17 protein-coding genes and 1 pseudogene are annotated in these 18,692 nt (G+C 52.0%); 5 read left to right on the top strand and 13 right to left on the bottom strand.

What is annotated here, in order from left to right; all coding sequences use genetic code 11:
* Nucleotides 1–77: 77 nt before the first annotated feature.
* From HV318_RS19995 to HV318_RS20010, 4 genes are all read right to left on the bottom strand, one after another.
* Nucleotides 78–281 (bottom strand): hypothetical protein, encoded by a 204-nt coding sequence (locus HV318_RS19995; protein WP_021314636.1) that lies wholly within the window; start codon nt 279–281, stop codon nt 78–80.
* An 81-nt stretch (nt 282–362) separates the two neighbouring features.
* On the bottom strand, nt 363–1,190 hold the full coding sequence (locus HV318_RS20000) for a universal stress protein (protein ID WP_021314635.1): 828 nt from the start codon (nt 1,188–1,190) through the stop codon (nt 363–365).
* Between the two features lie 17 nt (nt 1,191–1,207).
* Nucleotides 1,208–2,686, bottom strand: a complete 1,479-nt coding sequence (locus HV318_RS20005) for a SulP family inorganic anion transporter (protein ID WP_130975137.1) — start codon at nt 2,684–2,686, stop codon at nt 1,208–1,210.
* Nucleotides 2,687–2,912: 226 nt separating this feature from the next.
* Entirely contained in the window at nt 2,913–3,881 is a 969-nt protein-coding gene (locus HV318_RS20010) for an IS5-like element IS903B family transposase (protein WP_162992107.1), read from the bottom strand.
* A 33-nt stretch (nt 3,882–3,914) separates the two neighbouring features.
* On the opposite strand from HV318_RS20010, the pseudogene HV318_RS20015 reads away from it, so the two are divergent.
* From HV318_RS20015 to cspE, 3 genes and pseudogenes are all read left to right on the top strand, one after another.
* Nucleotides 3,915–6,647, top strand: a pseudogene (locus HV318_RS20015) (efflux RND transporter permease subunit); the annotation flags it as partial.
* A gap of 119 nt (nt 6,648–6,766) precedes the next feature.
* Nucleotides 6,767–7,384 carry a lipid IV(A) palmitoyltransferase PagP gene (gene pagP / locus HV318_RS20020; protein ID WP_182274095.1) on the top strand — a complete coding sequence of 206 codons (618 nt, stop codon included), beginning with the start codon at nt 6,767–6,769 and terminating at the stop codon, nt 7,382–7,384.
* A gap of 190 nt (nt 7,385–7,574) precedes the next feature.
* The gene (cspE, locus tag HV318_RS20025) at nt 7,575–7,784 is read left to right on the top strand and encodes a transcription antiterminator/RNA stability regulator CspE (RefSeq protein ID WP_002439184.1); all 210 of its coding nucleotides are present in this window, start codon (nt 7,575–7,577) and stop codon (nt 7,782–7,784) included.
* Nucleotides 7,785–8,003: 219 nt separating this feature from the next.
* Here the strand turns inward: cspE and crcB are convergent, their stop codons facing one another.
* Nucleotides 8,004–8,387 carry a fluoride efflux transporter CrcB gene (gene crcB, locus HV318_RS20030; protein ID WP_182274096.1) on the bottom strand — a complete coding sequence of 128 codons (384 nt, stop codon included), beginning with the start codon at nt 8,385–8,387 and terminating at the stop codon, nt 8,004–8,006.
* Nucleotides 8,388–8,454: 67 nt separating this feature from the next.
* Here crcB and HV318_RS20035 point away from each other — a divergent pair, with 67 nt between their 5' ends.
* On the top strand, nt 8,455–9,243 hold the full coding sequence (locus HV318_RS20035; protein ID WP_182274097.1) for a deaminated glutathione amidase: 789 nt from the start codon (nt 8,455–8,457) through the stop codon (nt 9,241–9,243).
* Nucleotides 9,244–9,369: 126 nt separating this feature from the next.
* The gene (tatE, locus tag HV318_RS20040) at nt 9,370–9,573 is read left to right on the top strand and encodes a twin-arginine translocase subunit TatE (protein WP_014069320.1); all 204 of its coding nucleotides are present in this window, start codon (nt 9,370–9,372) and stop codon (nt 9,571–9,573) included.
* Nucleotides 9,574–9,654: 81 nt separating this feature from the next.
* Here tatE and lipA read toward each other — a convergent pair whose 3' ends face one another.
* The 8 genes from lipA to mrdA form a co-directional block, all read right to left on the bottom strand.
* Nucleotides 9,655–10,620, bottom strand: coding sequence for a lipoyl synthase (gene lipA, locus HV318_RS20045; protein WP_182274098.1), 966 nt, complete (start codon nt 10,618–10,620; stop codon nt 9,655–9,657).
* A 207-nt stretch (nt 10,621–10,827) separates the two neighbouring features.
* Nucleotides 10,828–11,781 carry a YbeF family transcriptional regulator gene (locus tag HV318_RS20050; protein ID WP_182274099.1) on the bottom strand — a complete coding sequence of 318 codons (954 nt, stop codon included), beginning with the start codon at nt 11,779–11,781 and terminating at the stop codon, nt 10,828–10,830.
* 291 nt (nt 11,782–12,072) lie between these two features.
* Nucleotides 12,073–12,714 carry a lipoyl(octanoyl) transferase LipB gene (gene lipB, locus HV318_RS20055; RefSeq protein ID WP_182274100.1) on the bottom strand — a complete coding sequence of 214 codons (642 nt, stop codon included), beginning with the start codon at nt 12,712–12,714 and terminating at the stop codon, nt 12,073–12,075.
* Nucleotides 12,715–12,806: 92 nt separating this feature from the next.
* Nucleotides 12,807–13,070: a DUF493 family protein YbeD gene (ybeD, locus tag HV318_RS20060; RefSeq protein ID WP_003022706.1), complete on the bottom strand. Its 264-nt coding sequence runs from the start codon at nt 13,068–13,070 to the stop codon at nt 12,807–12,809.
* 107 nt (nt 13,071–13,177) lie between these two features.
* Entirely contained in the window at nt 13,178–14,389 is a 1,212-nt protein-coding gene (gene dacA, locus HV318_RS20065) for a D-alanyl-D-alanine carboxypeptidase DacA (protein ID WP_182274101.1), read from the bottom strand.
* A gap of 139 nt (nt 14,390–14,528) precedes the next feature.
* A complete protein-coding gene (rlpA, locus tag HV318_RS20070; protein ID WP_182274102.1) occupies nt 14,529–15,632 on the bottom strand; it encodes an endolytic peptidoglycan transglycosylase RlpA in 1,104 nt (367 codons plus the stop codon).
* A 16-nt stretch (nt 15,633–15,648) separates the two neighbouring features.
* Nucleotides 15,649–16,761 carry a peptidoglycan glycosyltransferase MrdB gene (gene mrdB / locus HV318_RS20075; protein ID WP_182274103.1) on the bottom strand — a complete coding sequence of 371 codons (1,113 nt, stop codon included), beginning with the start codon at nt 16,759–16,761 and terminating at the stop codon, nt 15,649–15,651.
* A 2-nt stretch (nt 16,762–16,763) separates the two neighbouring features.
* Nucleotides 16,764–18,665, bottom strand: a complete 1,902-nt coding sequence (gene mrdA, locus HV318_RS20080) for a peptidoglycan DD-transpeptidase MrdA (RefSeq protein WP_182274104.1) — start codon at nt 18,663–18,665, stop codon at nt 16,764–16,766.
* Nucleotides 18,666–18,692 lie beyond the last annotated feature (27 nt).

The raw sequence follows: 18,692 nt of genomic DNA on the forward strand, positions 1-18,692 counted from the left end.
GTCCGTTTTTTGCTCTCTGACCGCTGGCCGTCTTACTGCAGTCCCTGTTCAGCCTTTAGTTATCATATTCCTGACGCTTATTCGTTTAAAGTCTGAAACTTCGCTTCAAGCTCAAGTATTCTGAGACACATCTGCTCAATAAGTTCTGGTGTGATGGTTTTTTTAAAACGAGCGATGAGTTCAGCATCCGTGTCATCCATATATTTTATGGGTTTATCAAATGCAACCTGGCTAAGCCGGGCAAGCGCAAGAACTTCATCAATCATAAGGATTTTCTTCATAATGTCGCCTTTTCTTCCCGACTCAGGGTTTTAATGCCAGTCTGGAATTAAGTTTTCCCGGAGTTTCCTCCGGGTTCCGACTTATCTGAGCATTAACAGCGGGACTCTGGTCTGTTCGAGCATCGCAGTTGTGTTACTGCCGATGAAAAAACGTCGCAGGGAAGAGTGCCCATATGCCCCCATGACAATCAAATCCACGCCGTTGTCTGCGGCGTAACGACAAAGCGCCTCCGTTACCGAGCGTCCTTCAGCTAACCGGGATATCGCACTGATGCCAGCGCACTGCAGACTACGCTTTGCCTCTTCGAGGGTATGAGCATCGCCGTTAACCATTACGATATGACATTCCAGGCTCTGCAGCAGAGGGCTGAGCGTCAGTCGACGCAGGTTTCTCCGGCTTTCCTCACTGCCATCAAACGCAAACATGACTCTTGAAGGTACAGAAAAAGTTTCAGGTACAATCATTACCGGCTTTTTCTGCAGGCGGATAATGCTCTCCAGATTGCTGCCAACCGGGTTCTGTGCTCCCCGGCGACCGAGCACCATCATACGAATACCCTTCAGGTCAGCCAGGATGATATCCAGTGCGCCATGTTTCTGAAGTTGCTGAACATCCGGGATACCGATCTGGCTGAGCAGTTCCGCGCATCCGGCAAGAATGGCGCGTCCCTGAGTCATCAGCAGGCGGTTACGCTCCCCTTCTATTCGGACAAGGTCCTGCGTCAGTTGCTCCCGGCTGTCAATACCGATAGCCCCCGTAAGGTCAGAAACTGCCGGTTGTTCATTTTTTTCAAGCACATGCAGCAGGGCAAGAGGAACGTCAAGCTTCCCGGCAATCCAGGCTGCATACTCACACACGGCGCGTGTTGATGACGATCCATCCACGCAGGCAATAACGGTGTTGTCCATAGCATTAATTCCTGACATTAATGACCTCCCATCAGTTTTTCGATTTCTTCGGGTTTATCGTGAACACCAAAGCGATCAACGATAGTACGGGTTGCTTCGTTCATCCCGCGGATCTCAACGTCTGTTCCTTCTCTGCGGAATTTAATAACCACCTTATCCAGTGCGCTGACCGACGTGATATCCCAGAAATGGGCATGCGTAACATCAATGACAACTTTCTCTGCAGCTTCGCGAAAATCAAAATACGCCATAAAGCGGTCGGCGGAGGCAAAGAACACCTGCCCGGTGACCTTATAGAGCCGGGACTCTTCCCTGAGTTCTGAAGAGACAGCCAGAAAACGCGCCACTTTAGTGGCAAAATTCAGGGAAGCGATAAGCACACCGGTCAGTACCCCGAATGCCAGATTATGAGTGGCCACCACCACCACCACTGTTGCCAGCATCACCACGCTGGTAGAAATGGGATGGCTGTTAAGGTCGGTAACTGAACGCCATGAAAAGGTACCAATCGAAACCATGATCATTACGGCGACAAGCGCGGCCATAGGGATTTGCGAGACCAGGTCCCTGAGAAAGACTACCATACACAGCAGGACCACACCGGCAGTGAGGGTGGACAGACGGCCCCGACCGCCGGATTTCACGTTGATAACAGACTGACCAATCATTGCACAGCCCGCCATTCCCCCGACAAATGAGGTGCAGATATTAGCGATGCCCTGAGCCTTGCATTCCCTGTTTTTATCACTGGGGGTATCCGTCATATCGTCCACAATCGTGGCTGTCATCATTGATTCCAGTAACCCTACAATGGCGAGGCCTGCGGAGTAAGGGAGAATAATCAGGAGCGTATCAAGATTCAGCGGGATATCCGGCACCAGGAAGACCGGCAGACTGTCAGGCAGTTTGCCCATATCCCCGACCGTACGCACGTCCAGATGCAGCCATATGGCAATCGCCGTAAGCACCACGATACAGACAAGGGGTGAGGGGATTGTTTTATTCAGATACGGGAAGAGGTAGATAATGGCGAGCCCTACTGCCGTCATAGCATAAACATGCCAGGTCACATTGGTGAGCTCAGGTAACTGCGCCATGAAAATCAGGATCGCGAGTGCATTAACGAATCCGGTCACCACGGAGCGTGAGACGTAGCGCATGAGCCCGCCGAGTTTAAGATAACCGGCTATCAGCTGGAATACGCCGGTCAGTACGGAGGCAGCCAGTAAGTACTGTAGTCCATGATCCTTCACCAGGGTCACCATCAGGAGCGCCATTGCCCCCGTTGATGAAGATATCATCGCCGGGCGACCACCAAAGAAGGCCATAATCAGCGGGATACAGAAAGCGGAGTAAAGCCCCACCTGAGGGTCAACACCGGCAATAATGGAAAAGGCGATCGCTTCTGGAATGAGTGCGAGCGCGACAACAATACCAGCCAGCACGTCACCACGGACGTTACCCAGCCAGTCCTTACGCGTCGAGGACAGCAACATAGTAATTTCTCAGTTTTTAGATGTAGTTAGCCCCGGAGGACATAAGTTTCAAATACGATAAAACACATCCGCAGACGGGATGTTATTACGTGCGTTCTGAGGCTCGCTCAGTACGGCGGAGGAAGGGAAAACTCAGGGTGGCGTAATGCGCATGATCAGCAGATAAATCCGGCTTTGTTGAATAAATCAGATTTCGGGTAAGTCTCCCCCGTAGCGGGTTGTGTTTTCAGGCAATACGCACGCTTTCAGGCATACCTGCTTTCGTCATTTTGTTCAGCGCTCGTACCAGGGCCATAGCCTCTGCAACCTGACCATCGTAGTCACGCAGTGTCAGTGAACCTCCGAACAGCTGTTTTACCCGGTACATCGCCGTTTCCGCTATCGAGCGACGGTTATAATCTGTTGTCCATTTCCACCGCGCATTACTCCCGGTCAGCCGCTGATTCGCAACAGCACGGTTACGGTCTGCATATTCACCGGGCCAGTAACCCGCGCCTTTTCGGGGCGGGATAAGCGCGCTGATTTTCTTACGCCGCAGTTCATCGTGACAGAGCCGGGTGTCGTAAGCGCCGTCTGCCGATGCTGCCCTGATTTTTCTGTGAGTCTGCCGGATAAGACCCGGGAAGGCTTCTGAGTCCGTCACATTGTTCAGCGACAGGTCTGCACAGATGATTTCATGTGTGTTGCTGTCAACTGCCAGATGCAACTTTCGCCATATACGACGGCGTTCCTGGCCATGCTTTTTGACTTTCCACTCGCCTTCACCGAAGACCTTCAGCCCGGTGGAATCAATTACCAGGTGTGCGATTTCACCCCGGGTGGGCGTTTTGAAACTGACATTAACCGACTTTGCCCGCCTGCTGACACAGCTGTAATCCGGGCAGCGTAGCGGAACGTTCATCAGAGAAAAAATGGAATCAATAAAGCCCTGCGCAGCGCGCAGGGTCAGCCTGAATACGCGTTTAATGACCAGCACAGTCGTGATGGCAAGGTCAGAATAGCGCTGAGGTCTGCCTCGTGAAGAAGGTGTTGCTGACTCATACCAGGCCTGAATAGCTTCATCATCCAGCCAGAAAGTTATGGAGCCACGGTTGATGAGGGCTTTATTGTAGGTGGGCCAGTTGGTGATTTTGAACTTTTGCTTTGCCACGGAACGGTCTGCGTTGTCGGGAAGATACGTGATCTGATCCTTCAACTCAGCAAAAGTTCGATTTATTCAACAAAGCCGCTGGGGCCAGATGCAACGGGCGTCGGCTGGATTTACGAATATGCGTTGGTCGATCGCAGCGGTAAACACAGCCTGGCGGACCTGCGTGCCCTTCAGGACTGGACGCTGAAATTTGAGCTTAAAACGGTGCCTAACGTCTCTGAGGTCGCCAGCATCGGCGGGATGGTTCGTCAGTATCAGATTGTGGCCGATCCGGCGAAGATGCGTGCGCTGAATATTACCCATAACCAGCTTTCCAGTGCTGTTCAGGCCGCGAATAAGGAGAGCGGCGGTGCGTTGCTGGAGATGGGCGAAGCGGAATATATGGTGCGCACGACGGGTTACCTGCGCTCGCTGGATGATTTTCGCAACGTAGTGATTACCAGCCGTGATGGGGTGCCGGTTCTGCTCAAAGATGTCGCCACGATTGGCTTCGGTCCGGAGATCCGCCGGGGTGTCGCGGAGCTGAACGGTGAGGGGGAGGTTGCCGGTGGCGTGGTGGTGATGCGTTACGGGCAGAATGCGCTGGAGACGATCCATGCGGTGAAGGCAAAACTGCATGAATTGCAGAAAACGCTGCCGCAGGGTGTTGAAATTGTCCCCGTGTATGACCGCTCGACCCTGATTGAAGAGTCGGTCAAAACGCTGACCCATAAGCTGCTTGAAGAGTTTGCCGTGGTGGTGGTGGTCTGCGCGCTGTTTCTGTTCCATTTTCGTTCGGCGCTGGTGGCGATTGTCTCCCTGCCGCTGGGCATTCTGGGCGCATTTGTGGTGATGCATTATCAGGGTATCAACGCGAACATTATGTCGCTGGGTGGTATTGCCATCGCCATTGGGGCAATGGTGGATGCGGCGATCGTGATGATTGAAAACATGCACAAAGTGCTGGAGCAGTGGCGGCACGATAATCCTGGCAAAACACCGTCGTCGGGGGATTACTGGCATCTGGCCGAACGTGCAGCGGTGGAGGTGGGGCCGGCGCTCTTCTGCAGCCTGCTGATCATCACCCTGTCGTTTATTCCGGTCTTCTCGCTTGAAGCGCAGGAGGGGAGAATGTTCTCGCCGCTGGCGTTCACCAAAACCTGGTCGATGGCTGTGGCGGCAGGGCTTGGGATCACGCTGGTGCCGGTGTTAATGGGGTATTTCATTCGCGGGAAAATTCCTGACGAAAAGGCCAACCCGATCAACCGTGTGCTGATCCGCCTGTATGAACCGCTGCTGGATAAGGTGCTGACGTTCCCGAAAACCACGCTGGTGCTGGCATTTGCATTGTTACTCGCCACGCTCTGGCCACTAAGTCGTCTGGGCAGTGAGTTTATGCCGCCACTGGACGAAGGTGATTTGCTGTATATGCCATCAACATTGCCGGGGATCTCTGCCCGGGAGGCATCACGGCTACTACAGCAAACGGACAGGCTGATCAAAAGTGTACCGGAAGTGGCGAGCGTGTTTGGTAAAGCCGGACGAGCCGAGTCCGCAACCGATCCTGCACCGTTAACCATGCTGGAAACAACCATCCATTTTAAACCCCGCGACCAGTGGCGGCCGGGAATGACACCGCAAAAACTGGTAGAGGAGCTGGATAAAACCGTGTCGGTACCGGGGATCGCCAACGTGTGGGTTCCGCCGATTCGCAACCGTCTGGATATGCTGGCAACCGGGATTAAAAGCCCGGTAGGTATTAAGGTCAACGGCAATAACATTGCTGATATTGAGCGAGTTGCGCAGCAAATCGAGCAGGTTGTAAAGCAGGTTCCCGGTGTCACGTCAGCCCTGGCTGAGCGGCTGGCGGGCGGTCGTTATGTGGATATCCGTATCGACAGGCAAAAAGCGGCACGCTATGGCGTTTCCGTCGATGAGCTGCAAAGTATGGTTTCTACGCTGGTGGGTGGCGATAACATCAGCGAGGTGCTCAACGGACGCGAACGTTATCCGGTTAATCTGCGTTATCCCCGCGATCTGCGCGACAATGTCGATAAATTGCGGGTCTTACCGGTCGTTGCCGCAAACGGTAGCCAGGTGGCGCTCGGTGAACTGGCTGATATCATCGTCACCGAAGGCCCGCCAATGCTAAAAAGCGAAAATGCGCGCTTGTCTGACTGGATCTACGTGGATTTACGCGGGCGCGATCTGAAGTCTGCCGTGGATGAAATGCAGAAGCGTGTCGCTGAAAATGTGGTTTTACCGCAGGGGGTTTCTCTCTCCTGGTCAGGGCAGTTTGAATATCTTGAGCGGGCGACGGCAAAGCTGAAAATAGTTTTGCCGGTGACGTTAATGATCATATTTATACTGCTATGGCTAACCTTTAAGCGAGTGACAGATGTCCTGGTAATAATGGGGACTTTACCTTTCGCACTTATTGGCGGGGTATGGTTGTTGTGGTTACTGGAATATAATCTCTCCGTTGCAGGGGCGGTGGGTTTTATCGCCCTCTCAGGCGTTGCCGCGGAATTTGGCGTAATTATGGTTCTCTATTTAAATCATGCACTGGATAAATACCGCAGCCGTGAACCGGACGGTGGGAACGCGACACTGATGCGCGCTATTCATGAAGGTGCTGTGCTACGCGTGCGGCCGAAGGTGATGACGGTTGCGACCATCATGGCGGGATTACTGCCGATCATGTGGGGGGGTGGCAGTGGTTCCGAAGTGATGCAACGCATTGCAGCCCCGATGGTGGGTGGGATGGTGACGGCACCTCTGTTGTCGATGCTGGTTATTCCCGCGCTCTATAAATTGTTACATCAACGCTAAAGATGCATCCTGCATGCGCTTATTCAGACATGCAGGAACGCTTTTCGGAATATTCCAGGGAAAGGTATTATTAATTAGGAATAACGTAGTTGTCTGTTGAGACACGATTCAACTATTTTATGGTAAACTTTGCGCCGAATACTAAGAATGGTAATTGCATTGTGATCGTACGTAATAAATTATTTCTGATTTTATTGTTTATTTTTGGACAGTTAATGTTCTCTTCTGTTGTGCAGGCAGAAGACAACGCGACGGATAAAGGCTGGTTCACCACCTTTAAGGATAACGTTTCACAGACCTGGAAAGAGCCGGAACACTATGATCTCTATATTCCGGCAATAACGTGGCACGCACGCTTTGCGTATGACAAAGAAAAAACAGACGACTACAACGAGCGTCCCTGGGGGGCTGGTTTTGGTCAGTCACGCTGGGATGACAAAGGGAACTGGCACGGTATCTATCTGATGGCGTTTAAAGACTCCTTCAATAAATGGGAACCGATTGGCGGTTATGGCTGGGAGAAAACCTGGCGTCCGTTAGCGGACGATAACTTCCACGTTGGGCTGGGTTACACCGCCGGGGTTACCGCGCGCGACAACTGGAAGTACATCCCGCTCCCGATAGTGCTGCCGTTAGCCTCTATTGGCTATGGCCCCGCAACGTTCCAGATGACGTATATTCCGGGGACATACAACAACGGTAACGTTTACTTTGCGTGGATGCGCTTTCAGTTTTAACTGAAAAAACTTTACATGCTGGTGAAAAAACGCACTGTTGTTGAATCATAAAGGATAAAAAACGTCCGACAAAAATTAACGCGACTTTTGTCACTTTTTATCAAAGAAGCGCTGGACAAAACGTCCCACAATTGATGTACTGATACCCGACACAGCATTTGTGTCGTTTTTTAATGTAAAGGTAATTTTGATGTCTAAGATTAAAGGTAACGTTAAGTGGTTTAATGAGTCCAAAGGATTCGGTTTCATTACCCCTGAAGATGGCAGCAAAGACGTGTTCGTACACTTCTCTGCAATCCAGTCTAATGGTTTCAAAACTCTGGCTGAAGGTCAGCGCGTTGAGTTCGAAATCACTAACGGTGCCAAAGGCCCTTCTGCTGCTAACGTAATCGCTCTGTAATTCAGACGCGTCAGCAAGAATTTCAAAACCCGCTCACTGAGCGGGTTTTTTTCGTTCTGAGTCAACCAATCAGATACATTTTCAGGAAGCTGGCGATGATCAGCGCGCTCAACAGCACCATTCCTGCGCTCATCAAACTCTCTTTCATTCTGTCACCCTCATTCTGTATGACACCCAGAGTGACAGAGAAAAATTAAGCCAACATTAACGCTTCGTCAGTCATTGCGCACTGGCAGAGGAAAATAACCAGAATGCGATCCCGGTCATCGCAAAAGAGCCGAGCATGTTGATCGCAATGTTCATCAGCGCCCAGCCGACGCGGCCTTCCTGAAACAGAAAAACGACTTCGGCAGAGAAGGTTGAAAAGGTGGTCAAACCGCCGCAGAACCCGGTGGTAATCAATACCTTCCACACCGGGTCGATGTGCGTCATACGGTTAAACCAGGCCAGCCCCATGCCAATGATAAATGCCCCAATCAGGTTTGCGGCCAGCGTTCCCATTGGAATAACCTGATGCAGGGGATTAAACCGCATACTCAAGAACCACCGTGCAACGCTACCTGTGCCCCCACCAATAAAAACGGCTAAAAGTAGTTGAAACACTGTAAATACCTGCTATTTGATGTGTAAGAGCGTCGAGTGTAACGCTGTTTATGTTTAGGGGACAAATATGTATGTTGCGGTAGGGCAGTTCGCGGTGACGCCAGAGTGGGAGGTGAATGCACGAAAATGTCTCTCCCTGATGACTGAAGCACGGCAGAAGGGCGCATCGTTACTGGTGCTCCCCGAGGCGCTGCTGGCGCGGGATGACAATGACCCCGATCTCTCGGTGAAGTCGGCACAGTCGCTGGAGGGGCCGTTTTTGAACATGCTATGCCAGGAGAGTGCGGGTAATACCATGACGACTGTTTTGGCGGTACACGTCCCTTCAACACCGGGGCGCGCCATCAATACGCTCGTGGTATTGCGTGATGGTGCCATCATCGCACGCTATGCGAAGCTACATCTCTACGATGCGTTCAGCATTCAGGAATCGCGGCTTGTTGACCCAGGCGATGTCATTCCACCGTTGCTTGAAATTGATGGACTTAAGATTGGGTTGATGACTTGTTATGATGTGCGCTTTCCCGATCTGGCTCTGAACCTCGCCTTGCAGGGGGCGGATGTTCTGGTATTGCCCGCTGCGTGGGTGAAGGGGCCGTTAAAAGAGCATCACTGGGCGACGTTGCTTACAGCACGTGCGCTGGATACCACCTGTTATGTGGTGGCGGCAGGGGAGTGCGGCAATAAAAATATCGGCCAAAGCAGAGTGGTTGACCCCCTGGGTGTCACCATTGCGGCAGCAGCGGAAGCGCCGGTGTTGCTGCTGACGGAAATCATTTCAGAAAGGATTGCGCTTGCGCGCCAGCAATTACCTGTTCTTCGCAACCGTCGGTTTGCGCCACCGCAATTATTGTGATGTTTTTTTCAACAACGCTTGATTCACCTTGTTACAGATTGCTATTGTGTGCTCGCGCTAAATGACCGTTAATACAATCAGGTTTTTGGCGCTGAATGCAGCCTGTTTTATGTAAAGAAGGTATCTATGGGTGAGATTAGTATTACCAAACTGCTGGTGGTTGCCGCACTGGTCGTCCTGCTGTTTGGTACCAAGAAGTTACGCACGCTGGGTGGCGACCTGGGTGCCGCCATTAAAGGCTTTAAGAAAGCGATGAACGACGACGATGCAGCGGCGAAGAAAAGCGCCGAAGATGACGTCCCGGCAGAGAAGCTTTCTCACAAAGAGTAACAGCAATGCCTGAGGGCTTGCGAAAAAAAACCGGCTCAAATGGCCGGTTTTTTTGCATTACTGTAAGTAAATATTACAGAATTATTTAACTTCTTCGCCTTTTGCCTGCATGTCGGCATGGTAAGAAGAGCGAACAAACGGGCCACAGGCTGCATGGGTAAAGCCCATTGCCATGGCTTCGGCTTTCATCTCATCAAACTCATCCGGGCTAACGTAACGCTGTACCGGCAGGTGATGGCGGCTTGGCTGCAGATACTGGCCCAGCGTCAGCATGGTCACACCGTGGCGGCGCAGGTCGCGCATAACTTCAATGATTTCAGCATTGGTTTCGCCGAGACCAACCATCAGGCCGGACTTCGTCGGGATATCCGGGTGCGCTTCTTTAAAACGTTCCAGCAGCTTCAGGGACCAGTTATAGTCAGCGCCCGGGCGCACCTGGCGATAAAGGCGCGGTACGTTTTCCAGGTTGTGGTTGAACACGTCTGGTGGCGTCGCTGTCAGGATATCCAGCGCACGATCCATACGGCCACGGAAGTCTGGAACCAAAGTTTCAATCTTGATGTTTGGGCTTTTTTCGCGGATAGCCGTAATGCAGTCAGCAAAATGCTGAGCACCGCCATCACGCAGGTCGTCACGGTCAACGGACGTGATCACCACATAGCGCAGCGCCATGTCGGCGATGGTCTGTGCCAGTTTTTGTGGTTCATTAGCATCAGGTGCAACAGGGCGACCATGAGCAACGTCGCAGAACGGGCAACGGCGGGTACAGATTGCACCCAGAATCATAAACGTCGCAGTGCCGTGATTGAAACATTCAGCAAGGTTCGGGCAAGAGGCTTCTTCACAGACAGAGTGAAGGCCATTTTTACGCATCGCCGCTTTGATCCCCTGGATACGCGAAGAGTCGGCCGGAAGTTTAATTTTCATCCATTCCGGTTTTCTTAACAGCGCCTCGCGCTCTGTAGCCACGTTTTTAACCGGGATAAGGGCCATTTTATCGGCATCGCGGTATTTAACACCGCGTTCCATCACAATGGGTTTACTCATAGCGTGCGTGTTCCAGTTGCGAATATCGAAGGAAAGCGTTTCAATTCAAGGGAATGTTGTATTTATCAACTATTTTTGAACGAACGACAGGCAGTATATCATTGAAACGGTCGATAAAGCAGCCTGCCAGATCGCCAATTTGTAAAATAGTTGTTGTTTTGTGCCTTTTGCCCTGCATGTGGCAGGGGCTTGTGCTGCGCCAGCCTGTCAGAAAGCCTGGCAGATGATATTGATAACGTTTTCCAGTACCGGATCGCGCAGACTGAGTTTGTTGTAATGCAGTGAAATTTCAATGGATTCTGCATTGAGCTGGCTGAGCGGAATCTCCTCCAGTGGCCAGCATTTACGTAGCAAGTGATACAGCCGGGAGGGCATGATGCAGAGCATGTCGCTACTGCCAATCAGGGACGCGGTGGTAAACATATTGTAACTGCTAAAACTTATCTGGCGTTCCGGGAAGATTTCATCAATACGCTGGCGTAGCGAATTCAGCGCTTGCCCTTCAGTTATGAATGACGAGTGATCATAGTTACGCAGATTTTCAATGGTCAGGGGTTCGCTAAGCGCCGGGTGGTTCTGGCGACAAACAAGCACCAGACTGTCGGCATAGAGAACATGTTGCCCCAGTGCTCTGGCGCTGAAATGACTAATATCAATCACCACGTCGGTCTGGAACTGCGCAAGCTGAATTTCTGGTTCGTTGAGGGGAACATTGTGCAGCAGGAGCTGTGGCACATGGGATTTCATAGCCTGGAAGATCGCCGGCATCACCTGCACGCCCACTGAAGGGGTACAGCCGATGGTGATGGTTCTCTGTTTATCATAGCTTCCGGTTAAATCCAGTGCGCCCAGAATCGATTCCAGCCCCTGGCTGATGTACTCATGAAGATGCGTGGCATAGGCCGTTGGCGTGACGCCCTGACCTTTACGAATAAATAACGGATCGGGAAATATAGCGCGCAATTTCTGAATTGACTGGCTAATTGCAGAGGGCGTGAGATTGAGAATTTTCGCAGCGTTTACGATACCCTTGTGGACATATACAGCCTCAAAAATGGTCAGTAAATTGAGATCAATATTACGTAAAGTCCGAAAAATTTGCGGCTTGTCTTCTCCACCGGATTCATTCAGGCGCTTGGCTGGTAAATTATGATACACCACGCTTTCACTCCGTATACATTCACAATATGAATGATAGTTGAATTTATTTATTATGCTTGTAGAGATTCGTAAAGTGCTGGTTGTGTTTCACTTGTTTATCAAAAACAAACAATTGTGCGATTATCAGACAAGTTACATTGGTTCCGCAGGCAGCATTGTCTTGAGGTTAAATAATATGTAACGCTAATATTCGGGCGATTCGAAAATATAGAAGATGGGGATTATTGTAAAGCGTAAAAGCGGCAAATAAGCAGTGGCCCGTCAAATAATCGAGCCATGAGGTATGATATATTAAGCAGTGATATATTCGTGAGGAGGATTGTTAAGCAGTGCTAACATATTGTTCAACAGCACGGGACGAATATTATCTGGCGTAGCAGTTGCAACCCACTGGCGCATTTGCGTCATTTCCATTCCGGCATAGCCGCAAGGGTTAATGCGCTGAAAAGGCGTAAGATCCATATTAATATTCAGTGCCAGACCGTGGAATGAGCAGCCTTTACGAATACGCAGACCGAGTGAGCAGATCTTCATTTCCCCGACATAGACGCCCGGAGCATCGGCTCGCGGATGGGCATCAATACCATATTCAGCCAGCGTGTTGACGACAGTTTGTTCCAGCAGGGTCACCAGTTCACGCACGCCCAGCTTTCTGCGTTTCAGGTTAAGCAGGACATACATAACCTGCTGGCCAGGGCCGTGGTAAGTTACCTGCCCGCCGCGATCGCTCTGAATGACCGGTATATCACCCGTCATCAACAGATGTTCGGCTTTTCCCGCCTGTCCCTGGGTAAATACCGGCAGGTGTTCTACCAGCCAGATCTCATCAGGTGTGGTGTCATCGCGTGAGTCGGTGAAGTCATGCATAGCCTGGGAGACAGGCTCGTAGGGTTGCAGCCCGAGATGACGGACAAGAATTTTATCCTGGTACAAAACAGCGTCTCCGAAGACGAGGGACAAAAGGTGAAGCGAGTATATCACAGGGGGGCGATGGGTTACCCGGTTAACCGGGTAACCGCAGAGGGTTACAGCACCATACGAACAATATCGATATTACCTAACTCTTCGTACAGTGTTTCAACCTGCTCAATGTGTGTAGCCGTAATAGTAATGGAAACTGAGTGATAGTTACCTTTACTGCTTGGTTTTACGGTTGGAGAGTAGTCACCTGGCGCATGGCGCTGTACCACTTCAACCACCTGATCAACCAGCTCAGGCAACGCCTGCCCCATTACTTTGTAAGTAAATGGAGTAGGGAATTCAAGCAGTTCGTTAAGTTTGGTTTTCATGTCAGCTCCGGCTTATGTGTAAAAAATAATAACTCCCGCCACAGGGCGGGAGTTTTACTGATACATAGTATATGGGGATCAAAATCACACTTTCAAGTGTTCAATTTTTATCCAAACCAGTGATGGAACATCAGCTTAATGTAATCAATGATTTTGCCGAAGAAATTGCCTTCAGGAATTTCTTGCAGAACAACGAGTGGGCGCTGATCGATAGTTTTGCCATCCAGCTGGAAGTTGATGGTACCCACAACCTGGTTTTTCTGCAGCGGTGCGTGCAGTTCGGTGGCGTTCAGCACGTAGCTGGCTTTCAGATCCTTCATACGACCACGAGGAATGGTCAGGTAGAGGTCTTTATCCACACCCAGGGAAGCACGGTCGTTGTTACCGAACCAGACTGGCTCAGAGGCGAACTCTTTGCCTGCTTTCAGCGGGTTCACGGTTTCGAAGAAACGGAAGCCCCAGGTCAGCAGTTTTTTGCTTTCTGTTTCACGGCCTTTAAAGGTACGGCCACCCATCACGGCAGAGATCAGACGCATCTGACCTTCTGTGGCAGAGGCCACCAGGTTGTAACCGGCTTTGTCGGTATGGCCCGTTTTGATGCCGTCAACGTTCAGGCTGTTATCCCACAGCAGGCCGTTACGGTTGGTCTGGCGGATCCCGTTGAAGGTGAACTCTTTCTCTTTATAAATGGAGTATTCGTTCGGCACGTCACGGATCAGCGCCTGGCCAATCAGCGCCATGTCGCGTGCTGAACTGTACTGCCCATCGGCATCCAGGCCGTGAACGGTCTGGAAGTGGCTATTTTTCAGGCCGAGTGCAGTAACGTAGCTGTTCATCAGACCGACAAACGCATCCTGGCTGCCTGCCGAGAAATCAGCCATTGCGACACAGGCGTCGTTACCGGACTGCAGGTTAATACCGCGGATCAGCTGAGAAACAGGAACCTGCATGCCAGGTTTCAGGAACATCAGTGATGAACCCTTGAACACCGGGTTTCCGGTTGCCCAGGCATCGTTACCGATCGTCACCATGTCGGATTCTTTAAATTTACCTGCCTTCATGGCCTGACCGATAACATAGCTGGTCATCATTTTGGTCAGGCTGGCCGGATCGCGGCGAGCGTCGGCATTCTGTTCTGCCAGAACTTTGCCAGAGTTGTAATCGATCAGGATGTAGGATTCCGCGTCTATTTGCGGAACGCCAGGGATCATGGTCTTGATATTCAGGTCATCGGCGTGAGCTGCAGAAAGAGCAGCTGCGCAAAGGGCCGTGGTCAGCGCCATGCGCTGCACAAAACGAGCAGAAAAAGTGGTCTTCATGGTCAGAACTACGACATCCGTGATGGAATTAAAAAAAGTGCCTTACTATAGCAAATGCTATACAGGCAGGCATCCGACTTTCAGTATGACTTTGTGAACGTGAGTTACACAAACCGACAATTCGGATACCGCCGATTACTTACTTCGCAACAGCAATAAAGGACTGCAGTTGCGCTTCATTTTGCAGACGCTGCTGCAGGGAGGCGGCCTGTGATTTGCTGGCAAACGGCCCCATCTGAATACGCCAGACGGCTCCGTTTTGCTCAACGCGCCCAGGTACACCAAACTGCTGGCTTAAGCGTTGCTGATACTGCTGCGCACGTGCCCGATCGCTGACCGCACCCACCTGAACCACGAAACCACCGCTGGCAGCTGCAGGAGCAGAAACGGCTGTACCAGGCGTGCTGGCTGGAGCCGTGACAGGCGCGGGCTGTGTGACAGGAGTGGCAACAGGAGCTGGCGTCGGTTCGCTGCCTTCCAGTACGCCCGGGGCTAAGGCCGTCGGAGCCCCCAGGAAGCCGCTACTCTTTACCGGTGCACCCGTGCTGTCATCGCTTTGCAGCGTATCGTTGCTGATGGCGTGGACATCTCCCCCTGCCTGAGCAGGCTCAGCGGGGGAAGAGGCACTCCCCATTCCGCCGTTCAGATCCGGGCGATCGGGAAGGGCGTACGTCTGTTTCGCCACAGTCGTACAGGCCGTACCCGGCCCGGAGAGCGAACCGTCCTGCGCCACGATAATTGGGTCGATACGGACTTTGGTATTGTTCGACGTGTTCAGACGGTCTGCCGCAGCGCGAGACAACGAAATTACACGGTCGTTACCGTATGGACCACGATCGTTGATGCGTACCACGATCATTCGGCCATTTGCCAGGTTAGTGATGCGGGCATAGCTCGGAATGGGCAGCGTTGGGTGTGCCGCCGTGATCTGCACCGGGTCGAACGCTTCACCTGATGCGGTCAGGTTGCTACCGGGTTCAGCATCATAAATGGCGGCAAAGCCAGCCTGGCTGAAACGGGAAGGATCCTTAACGATTTTGTAGCTCTTGCCGTCGCGCTCATAATCCTGATTCGCGCTGGCATTCAGCGGTTCGTAAACGGGATCGGCTCCGCTGATTTCAACAATCGGGCCATTACAGACAGCAGGCTGCGGCGGCGCGACGGTCGCCTGTTGCTGACCATCATTTGTACAGGCCGCAAGTAAACTTGCTGCGATGCAGATACCCAGCCACTGCTTACGCATTCCTATCCCCTTATTTTTATACGCTTTTTGACAACATTTTTCTGTGAGTATGGATCGACATCACGATACCAAACCCGGCCATCAACACGATCAGTGCCGAGCCTCCGTAACTCACCAGCGGTAGCGGTACGCCTACAACCGGCAGAATACCACTCACCATACCAATATTTACGAAGACATAAACGAATAAAATCAACATCAACCCGCCCGCCATGACGCGGCCAAAGGTGGTTTGCGCGCGTGCGGCAATCCACAGTCCTCGCATGATCAGTAGCACGTAAAGCGCCAGCAGGATTAAGATGCCAACCAGTCCCAGCTCTTCCGCCAGTACCGCAAAGATAAAGTCGGTGTGGCGTTCCGGCAAGAATTCCAGCTGCGATTGGGTTCCGTGCAGCCAGCCTTTACCGCGCAGGCCACCGGAGCCAATAGCAATCTTCGACTGAATAATATGATAGCCCGCGCCCAGCGGATCGGTTTCTGGATCGAGCAGCATCATGACGCGCTGGCGCTGGTAATCATGCATCAGGAAGAACCAGAGTACAGGGATAAAGGCCGCGATCAGCACCACTGCGATACCAATCAGACGCCAGCTTAGCCCCGACAGGAACAGTACAAACAGGCCGGACAGGACGATAAGAATTGAGGTGCCGAGGTCAGGTTGTGCTGCTACCAGCAATGTTGGCAGGAAAATTAGCGCCAGTGCGATTGCGGTGTTTTTTAGCGAAGGTGGACAGACGTCGCGGTTGATAAAGCGCGCCACCATCAAGGGTACGGCAATTTTAGCAATTTCAGACGGCTGGAAGCGCACAACCCCCAGATCAAGCCAGCGCTGAGCCCCTTTTGAGATCGCACCAAAGGCGTCTACGGCGACCAGCAGGATAATACAGAAAATGTAGAGATAGGGTGCCCAGCCTTCGTAGACGCGTGGCGGTATTTGCGCCATGACGACCATAATGACCAGACCCATTGCGATCTGACCAATTTTACGCTCCATCATGCCGATGTCCTGGCCGCTGGCGCTCCAGATAACCAGCGCGCTGTAGGTCAGCAAAGCCAGCAGAATCAGAAGCATCGCTGGGTCGATGTGGATTTTATCCCACAGCGATTTTTTATTTGGATTATCCGTCATGATTATTGGTCCTCCGCCGCAGCGGATGCCGGGGTTTCAGTCGGCAGTTCGGTGTTGTTATCGCCCAGCATAATGTGGTCGAGGATTTGGCGCATGATGGTACCTACCGCCGGTCCAGCACCACCGTTTTCCAGAATCATTGCTACCGCAACCTGCGGGTTATCAAAAGGAGCAAACGCTGTCATGAGTTTATGGTCACGCAGACGTTCAGCAATTCTGTGCGCGTTATAGGTTTCATTCGCCTTCAGACCAAAGACCTGAGCGGTACCTGATTTGGCGGCCACCTTATACGGCGTTCCGGTAAAATACTTATGTGCTGTACCGTTCGGACGATTTGCTACGCCGTACATCCCGTCTTTGGCGATTTCCCAGAAGCCGGAGTGAATGTCACCCACTGGCGCTTCATGGGGCTGGTTCCACGGCACTTTTTTGCCGTCTTCAACCGTGCTCATCAGCAGATGAGGCACTTTCACCACGCCATCATTGATGAGGATCATCATCGCTTTGTTCATTTGCAGCGGTGTGGCTGTCCAGTAGCCCTGACCGATCCCCACCGGAATGGTATCACCCTGGTACCACGGCTTTTTAAAGCGCTTCAGCTTCCATTCGCGGGTTGGCATGTTGCCTGAACGCTCTTCGGCGAGGTCAACACCGGTGTAATGTCCGTAGCCGAACTTGCTCATCCACTCCGAGAGGCGGTCGATACCCATGTCATACGCCACCTGGTAGAAGAAGGTATCCGCAGATTCTTCCAGCGACTTGGTGACGTTCAGATGACCGTGACCCCATTTTTTCCAGTCGCGGTAGCGCTTATCGGAACCCGGTAGCTGCCACCAACCCGGGTCAAACAGGCTGGTATTACGGTTGATGACGCCCGCGCTCAACGCCGAGACGGCCACGTACGGTTTAACCGTTGATGCCGGAGGGTAAACCCCCTGCGTCGCACGGTTCACCAGCGGGGTGTTCGGGTCATTAAGCAGACCGGAGTAGTCTTTACTGGAGATGCCATCAACAAAGAGGTTTGGGTCGTAGCTTGGCATGGAAACCATCGCCAGAATGCCGCCGGTACGAGGATCGGTGACGACAACGGCTGCACGGCTACCGGCCAGTAGTGTTTCGATATATTGCTGGAGCTTAAGGTCGAGCGTTAAATAGACGTCATGTCCCGCCTGCGGCGGCACCTCTTTCAACTGGCGAATAACGCGGCCGCGGTTGTTGACTTCAACCTCTTCATAGCCGGTCTGTCCGTGCAGGACATCTTCATAATAGCGTTCGATCCCCAGTTTACCGATATCGTGCGTGGCGGCGTAGTTCGCCAGCTTGCCGTCTTTATCGAGACGGTCGACGTCTTTATCGTTAATCTTGGATACGTAGCCAATCACGTGCGTCAGCGCAGAGCCATACGGGTAATAGCGTCGCTTATAGCCTTTGACTTCTACGCCGGGAAAACGGTATTGGTTTACGGCAAAACGCGCGACCTGGACTTCTGTCAGGTTCGTTTTGACCGGAATAGAGGTGAAACGGTGCGAACGGGCACGTTCCTTCTTAAAGGCGGCAATATCGTCATCGTTGAGATCGACAACGTTTTTTAGCGCATCCAGCGTATCCTGCACATTATCGACTTTCTCCGGCATCATCTCAATTTGATAGATGGTGCGGTTTAACGCCAGCGGTGTGCCGTTACGGTCGTAGATAATGCCGCGGCTGGGGGCGATAGGCACCAGCTTGATACGGTTTTCGTTTGAGCGCGTCTGGTAATCCGTAAAACGGACAATTTGCAGATTATAAAGGTTGGCGATCAGCACGCCGGTAAGCAGCAAAACCCCCGTAAAGGCGACCAGCGCCCGGCGCACAAACAGCGCGGACTCAGCCGTATAGTCGCGAAAAGAATTCTGTAGTTTCATCCGCTGCTTAATCTACCCTGGTCAAGT

Source organism: Enterobacter sp. RHBSTW-00901 (assembly GCF_014103115.1).
GTDB classification, from domain to species: domain Bacteria; phylum Pseudomonadota; class Gammaproteobacteria; order Enterobacterales; family Enterobacteriaceae; genus Enterobacter; species Enterobacter cloacae_P.

Bases quoted from the DNA above. Each gene is read 5' to 3' on its own strand.
- cspE (WP_002439184.1), top strand. From the start codon at position 7,575: ATGTCTAAGATTAAAGGTAACGTTAAGTGGTTTAATGAGTCCAAAGGA.
- dacA (WP_182274101.1), bottom strand. From the start codon at position 14,389: ATGAAGACCACTTTTTCTGCTCGTTTTGTGCAGCGCATGGCGCTGACC.
- lipA (WP_182274098.1), bottom strand. From the start codon at position 10,620: ATGAGTAAACCCATTGTGATGGAACGCGGTGTTAAATACCGCGATGCC.
- pagP (WP_182274095.1), top strand. From the start codon at position 6,767: ATGGTAAACTTTGCGCCGAATACTAAGAATGGTAATTGCATTGTGATC.
- rlpA (WP_182274102.1), bottom strand. From the start codon at position 15,632: ATGCGTAAGCAGTGGCTGGGTATCTGCATCGCAGCAAGTTTACTTGCG.
- HV318_RS19995 (WP_021314636.1), bottom strand. From the start codon at position 281: ATGAAGAAAATCCTTATGATTGATGAAGTTCTTGCGCTTGCCCGGCTT.
- mrdA (WP_182274104.1), bottom strand. From the start codon at position 18,665: ATGAAACTACAGAATTCTTTTCGCGACTATACGGCTGAGTCCGCGCTG.
- HV318_RS20000 (WP_021314635.1), bottom strand. From the start codon at position 1,190: ATGGACAACACCGTTATTGCCTGCGTGGATGGATCGTCATCAACACGC.
- mrdB (WP_182274103.1), bottom strand. From the start codon at position 16,761: ATGACGGATAATCCAAATAAAAAATCGCTGTGGGATAAAATCCACATC.
- HV318_RS20035 (WP_182274097.1), top strand. From the start codon at position 8,455: ATGTATGTTGCGGTAGGGCAGTTCGCGGTGACGCCAGAGTGGGAGGTG.
- ybeD (WP_003022706.1), bottom strand. From the start codon at position 13,070: ATGAAAACCAAACTTAACGAACTGCTTGAATTCCCTACTCCATTTACT.
- HV318_RS20005 (WP_130975137.1), bottom strand. From the start codon at position 2,686: ATGTTGCTGTCCTCGACGCGTAAGGACTGGCTGGGTAACGTCCGTGGT.
- tatE (WP_014069320.1), top strand. From the start codon at position 9,370: ATGGGTGAGATTAGTATTACCAAACTGCTGGTGGTTGCCGCACTGGTC.